The organism is Hymenobacter ruber (assembly GCF_054783255.1).
This window is the reverse complement of record NZ_BAAGQX010000003.1, coordinates 813,933-835,243: the sequence shown is the minus strand read 5'-3', so window position 1 is coordinate 835,243 and position 21,311 is coordinate 813,933. Positions and strand designations below refer to the sequence as shown.

Below are 21,311 nucleotides of genomic sequence, written 5' to 3'. Positions count from 1 at the left end.
AGAAAGCCCCCTCCTGCGCTGCAGGAGGGGGCTTTCTGCTTTGTGGCAGCGTAAGGCCGGCGCACTGGCAGCCCGGCTAAGTTTCACACAGGGACACCAGAACGTACATTGGCCTAATAGTTGGTGGCCTCATCGCGCACATTTTCACCATCTTCCGCGCATGAAAAACATCTTCTCTTCTGGGCCCCATTCACTTTTAAGCAACCGTAACGCCACGTTGCTCTTCTTGGCATTGGGCGGAACAGCCCCGGCGGCAGTCGCCCAAAACTTTGGGCCGATGACGGCCTACTCCACCGGGGCAGGCAGCCAGCCGGCCGATGTGGCGATGGGCGATATAAACGGCGATGGCCGGCCCGACATAGTGGTGGCAGGGGAAGGCAATAACTCGGTGGGAGTACTGCTTGGGCTCGCCAGCAGAGGCTTTGCGCAGGTGACGAGCTATTCTACTTATACCAATGGGGCAGGCGGTCATCCCAGTACGGTAGCGCTGGGCGACGTGAACAACGACGGCCACCTCGATATCGTCACGGCCGGAGACTTTGGCAGCGGCGCGATATTGCTAGGGCAGGTCGGGGGCTTTGGTCCGGCCAGCGAGTATTTTATTGGGAGTAACGTCTTTCCGAAATCCTTGTCACTGACCGACTTGAATAGCGATGGCTGGCTGGATATCATTGTGACCAGTCAAAATCAGGCAGCCGGAGTGTTGCTGGGGCAAGGGGGGGGTGGCTTTGCGCCCGTAGTATCCTATGCTGCATCAATCAACTTTTACACGGCGCTGGTATTGGGCGACGTGGACGGCGATGGTCGCTTGGATATCGTCACGACCAACCAGGGGAACAGCCAGGTCGGGGTGCTACTGGGCCGACCCAGTGGTGGATTCGTGCCGGCAGCGTCCTATTCTACCGGCCCCAACACATCCCCAGTCGGGGTGGTGCTGGGCGATGTGAATAACGATGGCCGTCCGGATATCATCACGGCTAATTATGCGACCAGCACGGCCGGGGTACTGCTAGGTCAAGCGGGCGGAGGGTTTGCCGCAGCTAATGCTTTTTCTACTGGTGTGGGCAGCAATCCAGTGAGTCTGTCCCTAGGCGATGTGAGCGGCGACGGCCGCCCGGACGTCGTTACGGCCAACTACAGAACAAGCAACCTGTGTGTGCTACTTGGGCAGACCGGCGGCAGCTTCGTAGGGACCCGGACTTATGACACCGGCACTGGCAGTCTGCCCACTAGCGTAGCCTTGTGCGATGTGAATAACGATGGCCGACTTGACATGATTTCGGCCAATAGCAGTAGTAATACGGTGGGCGTGTTCCTCAATACCGGCACCTACACGCCTCTCGCCACTGCCCAACCCGCCGCCGCCGCCGACTTCACCTTGGCCCCCAACCCGGCCCACGACGACTTCACCGTGCAGTTACCGGCCGGCCTTGCTCCCACCCAAGCCGAGTTGCTCAATGCATTAGGCCAAGTGGTGCGCCGCCCAGCAGTGGGCGCAGCCAGCTTCACGGTCGCAACCAATGGGCTGGCCCCCGGCATCTACACCCTGCGCCTGCGGGCCGACGGTATGGCCCTGGCCCGCCGCGTGGTGGTGGAGTAGCGCCGTACTTTTGCGCTTCATGCGCTACTTCCTGCACCTCGCCTACGACGGCACCAACTACCGCGGCTGGCAGATTCAGCCCGGCCAGCCCACCGTGCAGGCCGAAATCGACCGCTGCCTGACCCAGATACTGCGCCACCCCACCTACTGCCTGGGCAGTGGCCGCACCGATACCGGCGTGCACGCCAGCCACCAAGTGGCGCATTTCGACGCCGACCTGCCCGAAACCCTGCCGCTCGACGTGCTGCTCTACCGCCTGCGCCGCGCCCTGCCGCCCGACATCGGAGCCCTGCGCCTGCACCCCGTGCCCGATGAGGCCCATGCCCGCTTCTCGGCCGAGGAGCGGAACTACGAGTACTTCGTGGTGACTCAGCCCAATCCATTCCGGCGCGACCAGGCTCTGTACGTGGACCGCCCGCTCGACATTGCGGCTATGAACGAGGCGGCCGGCTACCTACTGGGTCAGTTCGACTTCACCACTTTTTCGAAAGTGAAGGGCGGTGAAAATCATTATGTGTGCTACTGCACGGCGGCGGGATGGCACCCGGCACCGGGTGGCTGGGTGTTCCGCATCCGGGCCAACCGCTTTGTGCGGGGCATGGTGCGGCTGGTGGTGGGCACGCTGCTCGATGTGGGCCGGGGCAAGATTTCGCCTCGCCAGTTCCAGCAGCTGCTGTGGTCGCAGAAGCGGGTGGATGCCGGCAGCGCCGCCCCGGCCAAAGGGCTTTTCCTGAGCCGGGTAGAGTACGAGCCGGGCCTGGTGCCGGAGTAACGGCCGGCGCGGCTTAACTTGAGCGGCGTTGCGGGCGAGGCATTGTTTTTGCGCGTAGCGACGGGCCAACTTTGGCCTTCCTTTCCACCGCTTGCTTATGCGCCCAACAGCTACTCTGTTGCTGGTGCTGGCCGCCTTGCTCTCGCGCCCCGCCCGGGCGCAGGAGGCGGCCAGCACCATTGAATTCATCGAAAACCGGGGCCAGTGGGATGCCCACGCCCGCTACGCCGCCCAGGTGGCCCCCGGGGCCCGCCTCTTCGTGGAGAAAACCGGGCTGACCTACGCCCTCACCGCCGGGCTGCCGGGCCACGGTCCCACTAAAGCTGGCCGCGCCAATGGCAGCCTCCCCGCCCACGGCCTGCGCCTGGAGTTCGTGCAGCCCAGCGCCACCGCCACCCTCGCCCCCGAAGCCGAGAGCGAAATGCCCGGCTCGCGCCACTACCTGCGCGGCACCAGCGCCCACTGGGCCTCCGACGTGCACGCCTGGCGGCAGTTGCGCTACCGCCAGCTCTGGGCCGGCATCGACCTGCTCTTAAAGGAAAGCTCCGCGCAACAGTTTGAATACGACCTGCTGCTGAACCCCAGGGCCAACCCTGCCCAGGCCCAATGGCGCTACCACGGAGCCGACGGCCTGCGCCTCGACCCCGCCACCGGCCAGCTGCGGGTGCAGACTTCGGCCGGAGTGCTGACTGATTTTCGGCCCGAGGCCTGGCAGACGGACCCCGCCACGGGCGTGCGGCAGCCCGTGGCCTGCGCTTTCGTGCTACGCGGCGAAGTGGTGAGTTTTAAGTTGGGGAAATATGATGCGGGCCGGCCGCTGGTGATTGACCCGGCCGTGCAGTTTGCCAGCTACACGGGCTCGCCGGTGGAAAACTGGGGCTTCGCGGCCACGCACGACGCGGCGGGCAACCTCTACACGGCGGGCGTGGTGTTTGAGGCCGGCTACCCGGTCACGACCGGGGCCTACCAGACGGCCTTTGCCGGCAGCACCGACATTGCCATCATGAAATTCACGACCAGTGCCACCGGCCCCGGGGCGCGGGCCTGGGCTACCTATGTGGGCGGCAACAACCTGGAATTCCCCCACAGCTTGCTGGTGAACGACCGCAACGAGCTGCTGCTGCTGGGCACCACGGCTTCGACTGATTTTCCGACCACCACCACCGCCCTGAGCCACGCGCTGCGGGGCGGACCGGCCATCGCGCCCTTTGGCAGCAACTCGCCCTTCGTGCTCAGCGGTGGCTCCGACCTCGTGCTCACGCGCCTGAGCGCCGGCGGGGGCCGGCTGCGGGCCAGCACCTACCTGGGCGGCACCGGCACCGATGGCCTGCTGGACCCCAGCGCCGCTACGCCCCGCCTGCGCCACAACTATGGCGATGCCTTCCGGGGCGACCTCGCCCTCGACCCGCAGGGCAACGTGTACGTGGCCAGCGTGACGGGCTCCACCGATTTCCCCGGGCTGGTGGCCGGCAACTACCGGGGCGGCAGCTCCGATGGCCTGGTCACCAGCCTCGACTCCAGCTTCAGCCGCCTGCGGTGGACCACGCTGCTGGGCGGCACCGGGGCCGATGCCGCTTACTCGCTGCAGCGCGAGGAAACGGGCGGCGGGCTGCTGGTGGCGGGCGGTACCACCAGCCCCAGCCTGGCCGGGGCCACGGGCGGCTACCAGGCCACCCCGGGCGGCGGCGTGGACGGCTACGTGGCCCGCCTCACGGCCGGCGGCACACTCCAGCAAAGCACCTACCTCGGCACCGGTGCCTACGACCAGGCGTTTTTTGTGCGGCAAGGCCCGGGCGGCCAGGTGTACGTGCTGGGCCAGACGCTGGACCAGGCCTGGCCCGGCCTCGATGCCACGCGCTACCACACGGCGCAGGGCCAGCAGTTTATTCAGCAGCTGGCTTCCAATCTGCGCTCGTCGGTGTTTGCCACGGTGTTTGGCAGCGGGCGCAATACGACTGATATCTCCCCTACCGCGTTTGGCGTGGACTGCTACGGGCGCATTCTGCTGGCGGGCTGGGGCGGCGGGCTCGACCCCAACAACGGCTCGACCACCGGCCTGCCCGTGACTGCCAACGCCCTCCAGAACAACACCGACAGCCAGGATTTCTACCTGATGCAGCTCTCCGACGAGGCGCGGGTGCTCGACTACGCCACCTTCTTCGGCACCTCGGCCGATGACCATGTGGACGGCGGCACTTCGCGCTTCGATGCCCAGGGCGTGCTCTACCAGGCCGTGTGCGCCTGCGACCAGGGCGGCGTGGGCACGGGCAGCCTGCCCATTCCGCCCGGGGCCTTCACCTACGCTGCCGCCAATGGCGCGCCGCGCTGCAACAACGCCGCCTTCAAGTTTGCGTTTCTGGCGGCGGCCTCACCGGCGGGCACCGATACGCTCTCGGTGTGCGCGCAGGCCGGGGCGGTGCAGCTGGGCGGCTCGCCGGCCGGCGGCACCTGGACGGGACCGGGCGTGAGCGGCACCGTCGGCGGCTTCATCTTCACGCCCAGTGTGGCGCTGCTGGGCCCGAACGTACTCACCTACACCAGCCCCGGCGCGACCAATGGCTGCACTGGCACCAGCACGCGGCGCATCACGGTGCTGCCCCAGGCCCGGGCCACGGCGACGGCCCCGAAACAATCATTCTGCCTGCGGGCGGGGGTGCCGCAGCCTACGGTGCCGCTCACGGGGCTGCCGGCCGGCGGCACCTGGAGCGGCCGGGGCGTGGTGGCGGGCACCGCCCGCTTCGACCCCCTGCTGGCCGGACCGGGCAGCCACACCCTTACCTACGAGGTATCGGCGGGGCGCTGCCCGGTGCTGACCACCCTGCAAATGGCGGTCAGAACCGTGCCGCCCATCACGCCCCTGACGCCGCGCAAGGTGTGCCTCAACGACCCGCCAACGGCACTGGGCGGCTCGCCAGCGGGCGGCATCTGGACGGGGCCGGGCGTGTCGGGCTCCATCAACAGCTTCGTGTTTACGCCCACGGCGGCACTGCTGGGCGGGCCGCACATCCTCATCTATACCGTGCAGGGCAATACTGACTGCGATGCCGTAACCGACACCTTGCGCATGACCGTGCTGCCGCCTGGCCCCACCGGCGCGGCCCCGCCCGATACAGCGTTTTGCCTCAGCACGCGGCCTTTCCGGCTGCGTGGCGGCATGCCGCTGGGCGGCTCCTGGAGCGGGCCCGGCGTATCTGGCTCGGTGGCCGGGGGCTTCTTCTTCACCCCCACTCCCCTGCTCACCGGTCCGCAAACGCTGCTCTATACCGGCCCCTTGGACAACTCGCCGGCCTGCCCCGGCCGGGCGCAGCGCGTGGTGACCGTGAATACGAGCGGCGTGGCCACGTTATCGATGCCCGATACGGTGATGTGCGCCGTGGCCGGGCCGCAGCTCCTGTCGGCCATTCCCAGTGGCGGCGTGTGGTCCGGGCCGGGTGTGTCGGGCTCCGTGGCCACGGGGTTCTACTTTACGCCAACGGCGGCGTTGGCGGGGGTGCAGGTGCTGGCCTACATCGGCCCGGCCCCGGCCAACGCCGCCACCTGTCCCATGGCCGGCCGCCTGCGCCTGCAGGTGCTGCCGCTGCCGCCGCTGTTTTTTGCGCCGGTGGGCGATGTCAGCTTTTGCCTGGCCGCGCCGCCGCACGGCATTGTGCTGGCGGCCCTGCCGTCGGGGGGCGTGTTTAGCGGGCCGGGAGTGGTCGGCAACCGCTTCAACCCCTCCGATGCCGGGCCGGGCCGCCACACGCTCACCTACACCTGGGACTTTGCCGAAGTGCGCTGCCCCACCACCATCACCCAAACCGTGAACGTGAGCCTGGTGCCGGCCGTGCACCTGCCGCTCGATACCGTGCTCTGCGCCCCGCCCGCGTCCCTGCAGCTGCGGGCCAGCCCGGCCGGCGGCACCTGGACCGGGCCGGGCGTGACGGCTGCCGGCATCTTCACGCCGCCCGCCGCGCCGGGCACTACCACGGTCTACTACGAGTTGCCCGGCACCTGCGACCCGGCCCCCTACCGCGTGACCGTACCCGCCCAACTCTCGGCCCAGGCCCGCTGGACGGTGCCCGCCTGTCCCGCCAATGCCTATGCTCCGCGCCAGTTGCGGTTCGAGGCCACCGGCGGTGCGGCCGGGCAGGTGCAGTGGGATTTCGGCGATGGCACCGCCCCGGCCACTGGCGCGGTGGTGGAGCACTCCTACGCTGCCGCCGGCCGCTACCAGCCGCTGGCCACCCTGCCCGCCGCGCCTGCCGGCACCTGCCCCAACCAGCTAACCCTGCCGCCCGTGGACGTGCAGGCCGCCCGCGTGCCCAACATCATCACCCCCAACGCCGACGGGCTGAACGACACCTTCGCGCCGGAGCTGGGCGGCTGCCCGGGCCGCCTCCAGGTGTTTTCGCGCTGGGGCCAGCCGGTGTTCGATACGCCTGTTTACCACAACGACTGGGCCGGCGCGGGCCTGCCGGCCGGCCTATACTACTACCTGCTGCACGACGCCGACGGCGGAACGCGGGTGAAGGGCTGGGTGGAGATTGTGAGGTAAGGCTTTTTACGTCTGCGGCTGGCCCCACTCGCTTTGTCAAGAAGCTTGTGGTCCAGTAGCGGCGGGCACGAGCGGGCATTTCCGCCGGGCGGGGCCAACTCTTTGGCCCCGCCCACGGTTTCCTCCCGACCTTTGCCCTACTTATGGACCCCACCACTTCCGCCACCAAAACCGGCCAGGTCTTCGACTGGGCCGTGCTGCGCCGCCTGCTCGGCTACGTGCGCCCCTACCGGCGCGTATTTATCGGCCTCATTGTGCTCACCGTGGCCACGGCCGTGCTGGGCACGCTGCGGCCCTTCCTCATTCAGCGCATGGTCGATGTCAGCATCGAGCAGGGCGACATGAAGGGGCTGAACTTTATGTTTCTGCTGCTGCTGGTGCTGCTGGTGGCCCACGCCGGCGTGAGCTATCTGCAGACCTACTACGGCGGCTGGCTGGGCCAGTACATCGTGCGCGACATCCGCACCGACCTCTACCGCCACCTGCTCAGCCTCAAACTGAAATTTTTCGACCAAACGCCCATCGGCGTGCTCGTGACGCGCAATATTTCCGATGTCGAAACCCTCTCCGACGTGTTCAGCGAGGGCCTGGCGGCCATGGTGGGCGACATTCTACAGCTGCTTTTCATCATGGCCTTCATGTTTTACATCGACTGGCGGCTCACGCTCATCAGCCTCTCGGTGATTCCGCCGCTGCTGTTCAGCACGTATGTGTTCAAGGAGAAAATCAAGGGTTCGTTTCAGGACGTGCGTACGGCCGTGGCCAAGCTCAATTCCTTTGTGCAGGAGCACCTCACGGGCATGAACGTGGTCCAGATTTTCAACAACGAGGAGCGCGAATACCGCAAGTTCGCCGCCATCAATAAGGAGCACACCGAGGCCAACATTCGCTCGGTGCTCTACTATAGCATCTATTTCCCGGTGGCCGAAGTGCTGGGCGCCATCGGCGTGGGCCTGCTGGTGTGGTACGCCGCGCAGGGCCAGATTGAGGGCTCGATTTCGAAGGGCGCGCTCATTGCCTTCATCATGTACAACGCGCTTTTCTTCCGCCCCATCCGCCAGATTGCCGACCGGTTCAACACCCTGCAATTAGGTTTGGTGAGCACCGAGCGCCTGCTGAAACTGCTCGACAACCAGGAACTGGTGGCCCCCAGTGGCACCTTCGCCCCCGCCGAGCTGCAAGGCGACGTCGAATTCAAGCACGTCAAATTTGCCTACAACGAACCCGACTGGGTGCTCAAGGATATTAGCTTCCACGTGAAGCCCGGCCAGACCATCGCCTTCGTGGGCGCGACCGGCGCGGGCAAAACCAGCATCATCAACCTGCTGAGCCGTTTCTACGACATCCAGAGCGGTAGCATCCTCATCGACGGCCGCGACCTGCGCGAGTACGACCTCAGCCTGCTGCGCCGCCAAATCGGCATCGTGCTACAGGACGTTTTCCTCTTCGCCGGCAGCATCCGCGACAACATCACCCTCGGCAACAAAACCATCACCGACCAGCAAATCTGGGAAGCGGCCGACCTCGTGGGCGCCCGCCGCTTCATCGAGCGCCTGCCCGAAGGCCTCGGTTACCCCGTGATGGAGCGCGGGGCCACGCTCTCCGTGGGCCAGCGCCAGCTCATCAGCTTCGTACGGGCCATGGTGTACCAGCCCCACATCATCGTGCTCGACGAAGCCACATCTTCCGTTGATTCCGAAACCGAGGAGCTGATTCAGCAGGCCATCGAAAAGCTGATGCAGGGCCGCACCTCGCTCGTCATCGCCCACCGCCTGAGCACCATCCAGAAAGCCGATAAAATCATCGTGCTCGACAAAGGCGAAATCAAGGAAACCGGCACCCACGAAGAACTGCTGCGCATCGAGGGCGGCTACTACGCCCAGCTCTACCGCATGCAGTACATCGTGGCCAGCGAGTCGTAAATAATAAACCCCTAAAATGCGCTACCTCTTTCTCGCCATCATCCTGCTTACGCTCATCGCGGCCGGCACCTACGTCTACCTCGGCGGCACCCGCGAGCCCAAAGTCACCCTCGAAACCACCGCCGCGCCGCTGTACCTGGCCGGTCAGCCTTTCCACGGCAAGGTAACCGGTGATGCCTTCGGCACCCTATTCCGCCAGGCCAAGGATGCCCAGGCCCGCCTGCACGGCGACCTCGCCAACCTCTACCTCAACGACCCCGAAACGGCCCACGACACCATCCGCGCCTTCATCGGTCTCACTGTGGCCGACACCACCCAGCCCCTGCCCACCGGCTTCCGCTACCGTGTGGTGCCGGCCGGTCAGCGCGTGCTGGCCGCTCGGCTCAGCGGCGTGAGCTACCTGCTGGCCCCCAATAAGCTCTATCCCGCCGCCCTCGAAGCCGTGAAAGCCCAGAAGCTTACCCAGCGCGGCGACTTCTACCTGGAACGCTTCGGCACCAACGAAGAATCGGAAGTGTGGGTGGGCGTGAAATAGCCGGCCGCCTTAGCGCTTGCGCGTGATGTCGGGCATGCTCACCCCCACGCTCAGCAGATAGGCCGAAAACTGGTCGGCCGTGCCAAACGGGGCGCTGGCGTACCACTGCCGGTAGCCGCCGCGCAGCGTCAGCCACGGCCCATCAATGCGCCGGAGCTTGTAGGTTGCCATCAGGCCGACTTCCGTCACCAGGGCCACGGCCGTATCGAGGCGCTTGGCCGTGGTGCAGCCGCATCCCTGTCCCTTTTGCTGCACCTGCTGGGCATTATCGTACAAGCTGGCCCCGCCCAGGCCGGCTCCCACCTCAGCGGCCAGCCGCCAGCGGGTATTTTCGGCCAGCAGCAGCTGGTTGTTCCAGGTAGCGCTGAAAAGCACCAGCCGCGGCTGCACTGCCCCCGCGTACACCTCGGCCGGCGCGTGGGCGGCCGGCATTTCGCCGGTGAAGCTGCCGCGCAGGCCGGCGCTCCAGCGGGGCAGCAGCCAGTAGTGCGCTTCCGCTTCCAGGCCCAGGTAAGGAGTGGCCGCACGGTCGGTGGCCCCCAGTAGCCCGATGGAACCGCCCATGCGGCCCGGCACAAAAGGCTTTTTCACCTCACAGGAATCGTGGTGGTGGCTGTGGTGGTAGGCCGTATAGGGAAAGAAGGCCGCGTGGCACTGGGCGTGCGCATCCAGCGAGGCAAAGCCGGCGGCGCTCAGCAGCGCCAGTAGCGTAAGCAGTTTTTTCATGGATTTCCGGGTAATCAACTGGGCTAATATGTTGGCTGCATGAATATAATCAACTTTTGCTTCCATCCGGCGCGGGCCAGCGCCGGTCCATTAATTGGGCAACAAAAAAGCCTTCCGACCATTGGGTCAGAAGGCTTTCTGGTGCGGCAATTTCGGGCTAGCGGCCGAAGTAGTACGTGCCGCCAAACAGCAGCTGGCTCAGCCCAAAGTTCGCACCAAAGATGTCCGTTTTATCCTCGTAGCTGGAAGGCGCAACATTGCCGTTCACGTTCGACGTGGGAAAATCGTAGCCATAATGGCTGAATGCCAATGCCCCCATCGTGGCGCTAAGGCCCAGCTTTGGAATGGGAAAGAAGACGATGCCGGGCGTAAGTGCGGCATAGTACCCATTGCCCTTGGTTTCGGTAATGCCGTTGTTATTCGTGAAGCTGTGACTCTTGCTGGTCTGATAGCCGCCGCTAAGCGTGCCAACCAAGCCAAACTGTTCGCTCAGCATCTTGTAATACTGCGCATACACGCCTAGGCGCAGCGATGTATTGGGGTCCAGTTCCGGTGCCACGCCGCCAACAACGCCGCTGGAGGTTAACGACGCTTTCTGCTTCTGGGAATAATAGTTCGCTTCGACCCCGATGGCGAAGTTATCCGCCACAAAATAGCCTACGGCCGGTGCAAGGGTGAACTGGCTGCTTGTGAACTTATTCGCGTAGCCGTAACCCGGATTATTGGGATTGGCGGAATTATAAGTGGCCGATTGTGTGACGACCGACCGGTTGTAGCCCACGCTACCACCTAGCGAAACGGTCCCGGCTTTGATGATGCCTTGTGCGTGGCCCGTGCCAGCAGTAGCCGCCAGCAGAGCAAGAATAAAAGTTTTTTTCATTGAAGCGAAAAACGGAAAGGGGGGTTAAGAATGAAACCGCGAAACTAACGCTCTTCTTCCGCTCCAAGTATAAGGGATGGGCCAAAACGCAGAAGCGGCCCTTTCCACTGTCGTGAAAAGGGCCGCTTCTGATTCTCGGGTCGGGGTGGCAGGATTCGAACCTACGGCCTCGTCGTCCCGAACGACGCGCGCTACCGGGCTGCGCTACACCCCGAAAGCCGGCCGATGGGGCGACCGGTTTTCTTGTTCCAATATTAGCGGCCGAAAAAAGCCTCCGAACTCAGGAGTTCGGAGGCTTTACAAGAGCGGCTGCTCTTCCGTCGGAGTGGCAGGATTCGAACCTACGACCTCCAGCACCCCATGCTGGCGCGATACCAGGCTACGCTACACCCCGATTGGTATTGGAGCGACAAAGGTAAGGTTATTTTTGATTCATGTGCAAGCTGAGACAAAATAAAGTTTTGTCAGCAGTGGCTTGGAGCCGGTTTTTGGAGCGGTTTTGGTTCAATCAGCCTCATAATTGCTTAGCTTTACGCAAGCCGTTTTACCTCATCTTGTTCTTATCCTACTTATGAAAAAGTTATTACTACTTGTGTTGGTCAGCATGTTGGCTTCGGCCGCCGCGCAGGCCCAGGCACCGGCTCCCGCTAGCCCCGCAGCAGCTCCCGCCAAAGAAGAAGCAATTTTGCCCAACGGTGTGGTAGCGCCCACCACCGCGACGGTTGCGGCTACCGCCGCGCCAGCTGCTGAGGGCACCAGCCACATCGCGCTGGCCCCCGAAACTCCCGCCGCCAACCCCAACGCCATCAAGGTGAAAGCCGATGCCGTGGCCGGCAAGCTCACCGTGAAAACCGACAACCCCGGCCCTACCCGCGTAGAAGTATCCGATGCGGGCGGCCGCCCCGTCATCACCCACACCATGATGAACGGGCAGACGCCGGCCGTGCTCAACGTGAGCCAGCTGCCGGCGGGGGCCTACATCGTGCGCTGCACCGCTTATGAAAAAACCGGCATGCGCCGCGTTATGATTGGGCAGTAGAAACGCCCCTCATTTTCCGAAGTAAAAATTATAAAAAGGCCGTCATGCTCAGCATGACGGCCTTTTTTGTTTACACTAGCCAGATACTATTAGCCCAGCGGCTCCAGCAGGTCCCACTTGTTGCCATACAAGTCCTCGAAGACGGCCACGTGGCCGTAAACTTCACTGCGCGGCGTTTCGAGGAAGCGCAGGCCACGGCTTTGCAACACCGGGTAGTCGCGCCAGAAATCATCAGTGTGCAGGAACAACCAGACGCGGCCGGCGCCTTGGTGGCCCACACCGCGCTTTTCCTCATCGGTTTTGGCTTCGGCCAGCAGCAGGCTGCAACCGGCCGGGCCGGGCGGCGCCACTACCACCCAGCGCTTGCCGCCGCCCATGTCCAGGTCAGAAGCCAGACTGAAGCCCAGCACGTTGGTGTAGAAGGCAATGGCTTCGTCGTAGTTACGAACGAGCAGGGTGACGTGGGCGAGGCGTTGATTCATCAGTAATAGCGCGGACTTTGTAGTCCGCGAGTAGAACAGCTGGATGCGCGGACTACAAAGTCCGCGCTACATCATGCTTCTTCGGTTTGCAGCTGCCGGTCATACAGCGCTTTGTATAGCCCCGCCGCGTCAGCCATGAGCGCATCGTGGGTGCCGTGCTGCACAATCACGCCATCATCGAGCACCAGGATTTCATCGGCCAGCTTCACCGAGCTCACGCGGTGCGAGATGATGAGGCTGGTACGCGCTGCCATAATGCGCTGGAGGCTGCCCAGAATGGCATTCTCCGTCTTGGTGTCCACTGCGGAAAGCGAGTCGTCGAGAATCAGGATTTTGGGCTCTTTCACCAAGGCGCGGGCCATGCTCACGCGCTGCTTCTGGCCGCCGGAGAGCGTGATGCCCCGCTCGCCCACTTTCGTATCGAAGCCTTCGGGGAAGGCGAGGATGTTGTCGTACACGTCGGCATCCTTGGCTGCTTGCAGCATCCGGGCTTCGTCGGGCTCGTCAATGCCGAAGTTGATGTTGTTGCGAATGGTGTCGGAGAACAGAAATACGTCCTGCGGCACGTAGCCAATCTGGCCGCGCAGGGCCCGCAAGGAGTAATCACGCACGTCCACGCCGTCTACTTTAATGTCGCCGGCCGTCACGTCGTAGAGGCGGCAGAGCAGCGCGGCCACGGTGCTTTTGCCCGAGCCGGTGTTGCCGATGATGGCCAGCGTCTGGCCCGGCTTCACGCGGAAGCTCACGTTTTTCAGGGCCTGAATTCCGGTATCGGGGTAGGTGAACGACACGTTTTCGAACACGATATCACCTTCCAACTCACGCTGCACATTCTGGCGCGAGATGATGTCGGTTTTCTGGTCCAGAAACTCATTGATGCGGGCCTGTGAAGCCTCGGCGCGCTGCACCAGTGAGGACGTCCAGCCCAGCGCCGTGACCGGCCAGGTGAGCAGGTTCACGTAAATTAGGAACTCGGCGATGGTGCCCGTGGTGATGGTGCCGCGAATAACCTCCTGGCCGCCCACCCATACCGTGATGAGCGTACTCAGGCCGATAAGGAACAGGATGAGCGGAAAGAACAGTGAGTTCACAAAGTTCAGGCTCAGCGACTTCTCCTTGTATTCGTTGCTGGCGGCCGAGAATTGCGCGTGCGAATCAACCTCGCGCACGAAGGATTTCAGCACCCGAATCCCCGAAAAAGCCTCCTGCACAAAGGTCGTCATGCCCGAAAGCGCCCGCTGGATTTCGTCGGACTTCCGCTCAATCAAGTTATTGACATAGAATATACTGACCGACAAAATCGGTAGCGGCAGCAGCGTATAGAGCGTCAGCTTCACGTTCACCATGAGCATGAGCGGCACGATGAGCAGGAACAGCAATACCAGTTGCAGGAAGTACATGATGGCCGGCCCGAGGTACATCCGCACGCGGCTCACGTCCTCCGAAATGCGCGACATCAAATCGCCGGTGCTGTGGCGGCGGTAGAAGCTGAGCGGCAGCGACTGGTAATGCTGGTAAATCTGGTTCTTCTGGTCGTTTTCGATGTGGCGCGACATCACAATCAGCGTCTGGCGCATGAAGAACAGGAAGATGCCGCGCCCCAGCGCCAGCGCAATGATGAGCACGCCGTAGAACAGCACGTTGCGCCCAAACAGCTGATACACGCCCTTCTGGGCTTCGGTACCGGCATAGAGGTGATAGAGGTCGATGCCCTCGTTCACCAAATCGAAGGCGTAGCGCACCAGCTGGGCCGGGAAAATGGCCAATAAGGTGCTCAGCGCCACGAACAGCACTCCGGCGAGGAAATGCCACTTGTAGCGGAAGATGAAGGGATTAACGGCGGATAATGCGCGCACGGGCAGGGTGGGAAGGGGGCCGGTTCGGGAAAATAGCGGTACTTTTGCGGCCTGAAAGAGAATCTGAAACGTCATGCAGAGCGCAGCGAAGCATCTTGCTTGCAGAGTATTCAATCTTTTTTACGATTGATGTATTTCCCCGAACGAGATGCTTCGCTGCGCTCTGCATGACGTTCCGGTTTCTCCGTATAAGACCCAACAAAGTTACGCCGCACTCTTCCCAACCATCCATCCCCAAATTCCCACCAACCTTCAATTCATCCCCATGATTGAAACCCAGATTGTCGCCCCCGAGTCGATTTTCGGCCAGATTGCCGAGCATCAGCACGAACAGGTCGTGTATTGCCACGACCACGAAACCGGCCTCAAAGCCATTATCGGCATCCACAACACCGTGCTTGGGCCGGCCCTCGGCGGCACGCGCATGTGGCACTACGCGTCTGATGCGGAAGCCCTGAACGACGTGCTGCGCCTCTCGCGCGGCATGACCTACAAGGCCGCCATCTCGGGCCTGAACCTGGGCGGTGGCAAGGCCGTCATCATCGGCGATGCCAAGACGTTGAAGACCGAAGCCCTGCTGCGCAAGTTCGGCCGCTTCGTGAAGAATCTGAACGGCAAGTACATCACGGCCGAGGATGTGAACATGACCACCAAGGACATGGAGTACATCCGCATGGAAACCAAGCACGTAGCCGGCCTGCCTGAGAGCATGGGCGGCTCGGGTGACCCGTCACCTGTCACAGCCTACGGCGTGTACATGGGCATGAAAGCCGCCGCCAAAAAAGCCTTTGGCTCGGAGAGCCTGGCCGGCAAGCGTATCGGCGTGCAGGGCACGGGCCACGTGGGCACCTACCTGCTCGAGCACCTCCAGAAAGAAGGCGCGAAGCTCATCGTGACCGATTACTACGAAGAACGCGCCCTGGATGCCGCCAACCGTTTTGGCGCCACTGCCGTGGGCCTCGACGAGATTTACGACCAGGACATGGACATCTACTCGCCCTGTGCGCTGGGTGCCACGCTGAATGACGACACCATTTCGCGCCTGAAGGCCCGCGTGGTAGCCGGCTGCGCCAACAACCAGCTCAAGGTTGAAAACCAGCACGGCCCCGAGCTCGTGCGCCGCGGCATCGTGTACGCCCCCGACTTCCTCATCAACGCCGGCGGCCTCATTAACGTGTACTCCGAAGTAACCGGGGGCAGCCGCCAGGGCGCCCTCACCCAGACCGAAAAAATTTACGATTTCACCCTCCAGGTTTTGGCCAAGGCCGAAGAAGAAGGCACGCACCCGCAGGCCGCCGCCATCCGGCAGGCCAAGGAGCGCATCGCCAACGTGGGCAAGGTGAAGTCGACGTACTAGAAAGAGTGTCCGGCTGAGCGTGGGCTCAGCCGGACATTACTCTTCCGACTCCTGATTACCCAATACTGATTACCAGACCAATATGCTCAATCGCCGCCTCCTCCGTATCAAAGTCATGCAGTCGCTCTACTCCTACCACCAGGCGGTGGGAGCTGATTTGATGCTGGCGCAAGACCGCATCGCGGCGGCTTTCGAGCCCGACCTGACGGCCAAAGAGGCCCCCGACCGCCGCAAGCTGGAAGGCCAGCGCAAGCTGAGCGAAGCCCAGCTGCGCGACTGGTACCGCACCGGCATCACGCCCGAGAAAACGGACGACAAAGCCGTGGACAAGGCCGTGACCGATGCCATCAACTCCTTTCAGAACCAAGTGAAGAAGGATGCTGATTTCTACGGCGGGCAGCTGCTGGTGGGCGCCGAAAGCATTCACGACCAGTACCTGCACCTGCTTAACCTGCCCGCCGCCCTGCTCGGCGTGATTGAGGAAGAGCAGAGCCGCGAGGAGCGCCGCCGCCTCGGCCCGCGCGAGGACGCGCTGGATGCTACCCGCCTGCACCGGAACAAGGCCATTGCCAAGCTGATGGCCAACGAGCAGTTGCAGAGCCAGACCATCCGGCGCAAGCTGGCCTGGGAAGGCACTGAAGAGATAGAAGCGCTACGCGCCGCCTGGGAGGAAATGAAGGCCGACGAAACCGTGCTGGCCTACCTCAACGGCAAGGATATCAACCAGCCCGAGATGGACTACGACACGGACCTCGAAATCCTGCGTCACATCTACAAAGACTTCGTTTTCAAAGGCGAAGCGCTGCCCCGCCAGCTCGAATCGGACGATTTGAACTGGGAAGAAAATCGGCCCATCGTGCGCAATCTGGTGCTGAAGACGCTCAAGATGCTGCCCTTCACCGCCGAGCCCACGCAGGAGCTGATGAACCTTTCGGCCAACTGGGCCGACGACCGCGAGTTTGCCGAAACCCTCTATAAGCAGACGCTCATCGAGGACGACAAGATGGAGAAGCTCATCGCCGGCTCGGTGCAGAACTGGGACGTGGAGCGCGTGGCCTTGCTCGATAAAATCATCCTGAAAATGGCGCTCACCGAGATGCAGCTTTTCCGCGGCATTCCGGTGAAGGTCACTATCAACGAGTACATTGAAATCAGCAAGCTCTACAGCACGCCCAAAAGCAAACAATTTGTTAACGGCATTCTGGACAAGCTGGCGACGGATTTGGCCGCCAGCGGCGACATTCGCAAATCGGGCCGCGGCTTGCTGGACAACCAGTAACCGTATGGCGCGGGCGAAACGCAAGATTATGGCCTGCGGCTGAACATTGGGCCGATATAGCCACTTTTGCATCTACGGCCGCGTTTCTGCGTACGCAGCTCTGAAAACACTCTCACCTCTCTTCCCCAATCCTCGACGACCATGGCTAGCAAAACCACCACCGGCATCCTGTGCTTCGCGGGCGGCGCCCTCACCGGCGCAGCCCTTGGCTTGCTTTATGCCCCCGAACCCGGTACCGAAACCCGCTCTTGGCTCAGCTACCAGCTCGAAAAGTACCGCTCGGTGCTCGCCGACCTCACCGACAGCCTCGTGACCAGCCGCGAAGCCACCGGTCAGTCTTCAGCCAAAAGCGAAGGCCAGCGCGTGATTTCCGATGCCAAATCCAAGGCTGAGCAGCTGCTCGGCGATGTTGACCAACTCATCAACCAAATCAATTCCCGCAAGGGCGCTTAATTTTTTTTTGCGGGCACCTAAGTAACTGACGGAATGAGAGAATGGGTGAATGGCCGATGAAAATTCAGTCTTCGCTCATTCACTCATTCCGTTCTTTGCTTTCTCATTCAGTCATTTATTACCAGTACGATGCACGTAGTAACCCTTATTCCCGGCGATGGCATAGGCCCCGAAATCACGAAAGCGGTAACCGATATTTTTGCCGCCGCGCAGGTGCCCATTCAGTGGGAGGAGCAGAACGCGGGCCAGACCACGTTCGACCAGTCGGGCGAGTTGATTCCGACTGCTCTCCTCAAGTCGCTGGAAAAGAATAAGGTGGCCCTTAAAGGTCCGATTACCACGCCGGTCGGCAAGGGTTTCCGCAGCATCAACGTGACGCTGCGCCAGAAGTACGACCTCTACCAGAACGTGCGGCCCAGCAAAACCACGGCCGGCATCCATACCCGTTACGAAGGCATTGACCTGGTGCTCTTCCGCGAAAACACCGAGGGCCTGTACTCGGGCCTGGAAGTGTACGACGAGCGCCTCGGCATCGCCGATGCCATTGCCCGCGTCACGGTGGAAGGCTCGCGCAAAATCTGCCGCGCCGCCTTTGCCTACGCCGCCAAGCACGGCCGCAAAAAGGTTACGCTGGCCCACAAGGCCAACATCATCAAGATGGCCGGCACGCTCATGCTCAACGCCTGCAAAGAGGCCAGCAACGAGTTTCCGCAGATTGTATTCGAGGATAAAATCATCGACAACATGTGCATGCAGCTCGTGAACAAGCCCGAGCAGTTCGACGTGATTGTGACCACCAACCTGTTCGGTGATTTGCTGTCCGACCTCTGCGCCGGCCTTGTGGGCGGCCTGGGCGTGGTAGCGGGTGCCAACATCGGCGACAACATGGCCATTTTTGAAGCCGTGCACGGCTCGGCCCCCGACATTGCCGGCCAGGGCAAAGCCAACCCCACCGCCCTGCTCCGCTCGGCCATCATGATGCTGCACCACATTGGCGAGCACGCCAAGGCTGAGCAAATCGACAAAGCCCTGGAAGCCACGCTGCTAAAACAGGAAGAATGCACCGGTGACCTCGGCGGTAAAGCCAGCACCAGCCAGTTCGCCCAGAGCATTATTGCCAAGCTGTAATTTTCCGGCGGTCTGGCTGAGCCGACTCAGCCGGACCACCGCTTTTAGTTTTTCAATGAAACAATACCTTATCCTGGCCGCCGCGCTCTCGCTGGCAGCCTGCAACCACGACAAAACCGCCGAAGTAGGCACCGAAGGCGTTAACGCCGCCGCCACCGTCGAATCTGATGCCGCCAACCCCACCGTGGACAACCCCAACGTGGTGAGCGACGAAGCCGCAGTCAACCCCAACGCTCCGGTGATGAAATTTGCCGAAGCCGAGTTTGACTTCGGTGATATTCAGCCCGATGCCAAAGTGCATCATACGTTTACCTTTACCAACACCGGCAAGTCGCCGCTGCTGATTGAGGACGCTACCGCTTCCTGCGGCTGCACCACCCCCAGCTGGACCAAGGAGCCCGTGGCACCGGGCGCTCAGGGCAAGATGGAAGTGCAGTTTGACAGCCGCGGCAAGCAGGGCATCATCAGCAAGCAGGTGGCGGTGCGGGCCAATACGCAGCCCACCATCACCACCATTCTCATCAAAGGCAACGTACTAACTCCCAAGGCTAACTAGCCTTTTCCAGCCTCTTATTCCAACGCCATGTTCCTGACCCTTTTGCTGCAAGCCGCCGGCGGCACCGACTATGCCCAGCCGCTTTTTCTGCTGATTGCCGCTGGCGTGTTTTATTTCTTCATGATTCGGCCGCAGCAAAAGCGGGCGAACGATGCCAAAGCGTTTCGCCAGTCGCTGGCCAAGGGCTCGCGCATTGTCACCATCGGCGGCCTGCACGGCCTGATTGTGGAGCTCACCGACGACACTGTGGTGGTAGAAGTAGACCGCGGCACCAAGCTGCGGTTCGACCGCTCGGCTATTGCCCGCGAGGTGGGCAACAAAGCCAATACTGCCACCGGTGCCGACGCCATTACCGCCGCCTAAGTCATGGACGGGCCGCTGAATCGGGCAAGCTGGCTGCTGCGCTGGTTCGTGCGGCCCTTCGCGGGCCAGGAACCCAGCTTCTATCGGGCCATCACGGCCTGTCTGCTGGCGGCGGGCTTGTTTTGGCAGATGAATGCGCTGAACAAGACTTACACTACCCGCATCAATTTCCCGCTGGCCTGGCACTACGACTCGGTGCACTACGTACCCCTGCGGCCGTTGCCGGCAGCACTGCCCGTCACGGTCACGGGCCAGGGCTGGCGCTTGCTGCGGGCCAACCTGGGCTGGGGCACTCATCCCGCCGACCTGCGCCCCGTGCCGCTGCCCGGCACCCGCTACCTGCCCGCCACCGCCTGGCACCGCGGCCTGCAAAACGCCTTGGAAGGCGTGCAGGTAACCGAATGGGCCGGCGATACCCTGCGCCTCACCTTCGACCGCTACGCCACCCGCCGCTTGCCGCTGGCGCTGCCGCCTGATTCGGCTAAGCACTACAAGGCCAGTTTCACGCCCGCGATGGTGACGTTTCGAGGCCCGGCCAGCCTGGTGAACGAGTTGCCTAGCCCCTACCCTGTTGTGCCGCCGCAGCCCTCGGCCCGCGGCAAGACGGAGGACGTTGAGGCCGACGTGAAAACGCCGACCCGGATTCGGGCTTCCGTGCCCACGGTGCGCCTGCGCCAGACGCGACGCTAGCTTCCAGCCGTTCTTTCACTCATCTCCCTATTCTCTCCATGTTGCGCATCGGCATTACCGGCGGAATCGGTTCGGGCAAAAGCATTGTCAGCCGCTTGTTTCATGCGCTGGGCGTGCCCATCTACGATGCCGATACCCGCGCTCGCTGGGTGATGGAGAACGACGTGGAACTGCGTCAGCAGCTCACCGCCGCCTTTGGCCCCAGCACTTACGACGCTGCTGGCCGTCTCAACCGGCCTGTATTAGCCGGCACTGTGTTCAACAACCCGGCATTGCTGGCCCAGCTCAATGCACTGGTGCACCCGCACGTTGGTACCGATTTTGAGCGGTGGGCCGAAGCGCAGGCGCTGGCCGGCCACCCTTATGTGCTCAAGGAAGCCGCTCTGATGTTCGAAGCCGGCTCCTACAAGCAACTCGACCGCGTCATCACCGTATTTGCGCCGCTGGCGGTGCGCGCAGCCCGCGTGCTGCGGCGCGACCCGCACCGCTCGCCCGCCGACGTGCAGGCCATCATGGCCAAGCAACTCAGCGAAGAAGAAAAAATAGCGCGGGCCGACTACGTGCTCACCAACGACGATGTGCAGCCCCTGCTGCCGCAGGTGCTGGCGTTGCACGCGGCCTTCAGCGCCCCGCTGGCCACTTCATAAACAAAGAAAGGCTGCCTCTTACGGGGCAGCCTTTTCCTTTTGATGCTGGGTGGGCTAGATGCGGCCCGAGTAATCTTCCAGCGTATCAATCACTTTCAGAAGCTGGGGCACCGCCAATGAGTAGTAAATCTTCGTACCGATTTTGCTGGACTTCAACACCCCGCGGTCTTTGAGGGTAATGAGGTGCTGCGATGCAATGGCTTGGGGCAAATCGAGCGCCTGGTAGATGTCGGTCACCGACATTTGGCTGTCTTTGCCTTTGGTTTTTCCCAGCAGGTCTACAATGGCAAGGCGCTTGGGATGAGAGAGAACCTTGAGCATAGCCGCGGCGCGGTCCAACTGTTGCGCTTCTACACGCGAATGCAATGGTTTCATGAAATCGATAAAAAATGAAGGGGGGAGTGGAAGAGTAGAATAAGTGCAATACAGTGGTACTACCGTGGTAGTTCCTAATCCTTACGCAAAATAGGGGTAAAGGGGTTTGTTATTCCT

The 21,311-nt window shown here is 62.5% G+C and carries 19 protein-coding genes and 2 tRNA genes; 14 read left to right on the top strand and 7 right to left on the bottom strand.

Translation table 11 applies throughout. The annotated features are described in order from the left end of the window. Positions 1 to 277: 277 nt before the first annotated feature. From ACYVM5_RS10480 to ACYVM5_RS10460, 5 genes are all read left to right on the top strand, one after another. On the top strand, positions 278 to 1,600 hold the full coding sequence (locus tag ACYVM5_RS10480) for a T9SS type A sorting domain-containing protein (protein ID WP_460618070.1): 1,323 nt from the start codon (positions 278 to 280) through the stop codon (positions 1,598 to 1,600). Between the two features lie 19 nt (positions 1,601 to 1,619). Further along, entirely contained in the window at positions 1,620 to 2,372 is a 753-nt protein-coding gene (gene truA, locus ACYVM5_RS10475; protein WP_460618069.1) for a tRNA pseudouridine synthase A, read from the top strand. A gap of 97 nt (positions 2,373 to 2,469) precedes the next feature. Beyond that, a complete protein-coding gene (locus ACYVM5_RS10470) occupies positions 2,470 to 6,906 on the top strand; it encodes a DUF7948 domain-containing protein (protein ID WP_460618068.1) in 4,437 nt (1,478 codons plus the stop codon). Between the two features lie 143 nt (positions 6,907 to 7,049). After that, positions 7,050 to 8,828 carry an ABC transporter ATP-binding protein gene (locus ACYVM5_RS10465; protein ID WP_460618067.1) on the top strand — a complete coding sequence of 593 codons (1,779 nt, stop codon included), beginning with the start codon at positions 7,050 to 7,052 and terminating at the stop codon, positions 8,826 to 8,828. Between the two features lie 16 nt (positions 8,829 to 8,844). Further along, positions 8,845 to 9,363: a hypothetical protein gene (locus ACYVM5_RS10460; RefSeq protein ID WP_460618066.1), complete on the top strand. Its 519-nt coding sequence runs from the start codon at positions 8,845 to 8,847 to the stop codon at positions 9,361 to 9,363. 9 nt (positions 9,364 to 9,372) lie between these two features. Here ACYVM5_RS10460 and ACYVM5_RS10455 read toward each other — a convergent pair whose 3' ends face one another. From ACYVM5_RS10455 to ACYVM5_RS10440, 4 genes are all read right to left on the bottom strand, one after another. Beyond that, on the bottom strand, positions 9,373 to 10,089 hold the full coding sequence (locus ACYVM5_RS10455) for a hypothetical protein (RefSeq protein WP_460618065.1): 717 nt from the start codon (positions 10,087 to 10,089) through the stop codon (positions 9,373 to 9,375). A gap of 157 nt (positions 10,090 to 10,246) precedes the next feature. Further along, positions 10,247 to 10,969 carry a hypothetical protein gene (locus ACYVM5_RS10450; RefSeq protein WP_460618064.1) on the bottom strand — a complete coding sequence of 241 codons (723 nt, stop codon included), beginning with the start codon at positions 10,967 to 10,969 and terminating at the stop codon, positions 10,247 to 10,249. A gap of 140 nt (positions 10,970 to 11,109) precedes the next feature. Next, positions 11,110 to 11,183, bottom strand: a tRNA-Pro gene (locus tag ACYVM5_RS10445). Positions 11,184 to 11,289: 106 nt separating this feature from the next. Then, positions 11,290 to 11,363, bottom strand: a tRNA-Pro gene (locus ACYVM5_RS10440). A gap of 177 nt (positions 11,364 to 11,540) precedes the next feature. On the opposite strand from ACYVM5_RS10440, the gene ACYVM5_RS10435 reads away from it, so the two are divergent. Next, positions 11,541 to 12,008, top strand: a complete 468-nt coding sequence (locus ACYVM5_RS10435) for a T9SS type A sorting domain-containing protein (protein WP_460618063.1) — start codon at positions 11,541 to 11,543, stop codon at positions 12,006 to 12,008. An 89-nt stretch (positions 12,009 to 12,097) separates the two neighbouring features. Here ACYVM5_RS10435 and ACYVM5_RS10430 read toward each other — a convergent pair whose 3' ends face one another. Further along, a complete protein-coding gene (locus ACYVM5_RS10430) occupies positions 12,098 to 12,490 on the bottom strand; it encodes a VOC family protein (RefSeq protein ID WP_460618062.1) in 393 nt (130 codons plus the stop codon). Positions 12,491 to 12,561: 71 nt separating this feature from the next. Further along, the gene (locus ACYVM5_RS10425) at positions 12,562 to 14,346 is read right to left on the bottom strand and encodes an ABC transporter ATP-binding protein (RefSeq protein WP_460618061.1); all 1,785 of its coding nucleotides are present in this window, start codon (positions 14,344 to 14,346) and stop codon (positions 12,562 to 12,564) included. Between the two features lie 265 nt (positions 14,347 to 14,611). Between ACYVM5_RS10425 and ACYVM5_RS10420 the strand changes: the two genes are divergently transcribed. The 8 genes from ACYVM5_RS10420 (at position 14,612) to coaE (ending at position 20,819) form a co-directional block, all read left to right on the top strand. Beyond that, the gene (locus ACYVM5_RS10420; RefSeq protein ID WP_460618060.1) at positions 14,612 to 15,703 is read left to right on the top strand and encodes a Glu/Leu/Phe/Val dehydrogenase dimerization domain-containing protein; all 1,092 of its coding nucleotides are present in this window, start codon (positions 14,612 to 14,614) and stop codon (positions 15,701 to 15,703) included. An 82-nt stretch (positions 15,704 to 15,785) separates the two neighbouring features. Next, complete coding sequence (nusB, locus tag ACYVM5_RS10415; protein WP_460618059.1) at positions 15,786 to 16,982, top strand: transcription antitermination protein NusB; 1,197 nt, start codon at positions 15,786 to 15,788, stop codon at positions 16,980 to 16,982. A gap of 141 nt (positions 16,983 to 17,123) precedes the next feature. Further along, complete coding sequence (locus ACYVM5_RS10410) at positions 17,124 to 17,435, top strand: YtxH domain-containing protein (protein ID WP_241936671.1); 312 nt, start codon at positions 17,124 to 17,126, stop codon at positions 17,433 to 17,435. Between the two features lie 129 nt (positions 17,436 to 17,564). Next, on the top strand, positions 17,565 to 18,563 hold the full coding sequence (locus ACYVM5_RS10405) for an isocitrate/isopropylmalate dehydrogenase family protein (RefSeq protein ID WP_460618058.1): 999 nt from the start codon (positions 17,565 to 17,567) through the stop codon (positions 18,561 to 18,563). A gap of 55 nt (positions 18,564 to 18,618) precedes the next feature. Further along, the gene (locus ACYVM5_RS10400; RefSeq protein WP_460618057.1) at positions 18,619 to 19,119 is read left to right on the top strand and encodes a DUF1573 domain-containing protein; all 501 of its coding nucleotides are present in this window, start codon (positions 18,619 to 18,621) and stop codon (positions 19,117 to 19,119) included. 27 nt (positions 19,120 to 19,146) lie between these two features. Then, on the top strand, positions 19,147 to 19,482 hold the full coding sequence (gene yajC, locus ACYVM5_RS10395) for a preprotein translocase subunit YajC (protein ID WP_460618056.1): 336 nt from the start codon (positions 19,147 to 19,149) through the stop codon (positions 19,480 to 19,482). A 3-nt stretch (positions 19,483 to 19,485) separates the two neighbouring features. After that, positions 19,486 to 20,172, top strand: coding sequence for a YbbR-like domain-containing protein (locus ACYVM5_RS10390; RefSeq protein ID WP_460618055.1), 687 nt, complete (start codon positions 19,486 to 19,488; stop codon positions 20,170 to 20,172). 38 nt (positions 20,173 to 20,210) lie between these two features. Further along, positions 20,211 to 20,819: a dephospho-CoA kinase gene (coaE, locus tag ACYVM5_RS10385; RefSeq protein WP_460618054.1), complete on the top strand. Its 609-nt coding sequence runs from the start codon at positions 20,211 to 20,213 to the stop codon at positions 20,817 to 20,819. Between the two features lie 54 nt (positions 20,820 to 20,873). Here coaE and ACYVM5_RS10380 read toward each other — a convergent pair whose 3' ends face one another. Next, on the bottom strand, positions 20,874 to 21,194 hold the full coding sequence (locus tag ACYVM5_RS10380) for an ArsR/SmtB family transcription factor (protein ID WP_168671712.1): 321 nt from the start codon (positions 21,192 to 21,194) through the stop codon (positions 20,874 to 20,876). Positions 21,195 to 21,311 lie beyond the last annotated feature (117 nt).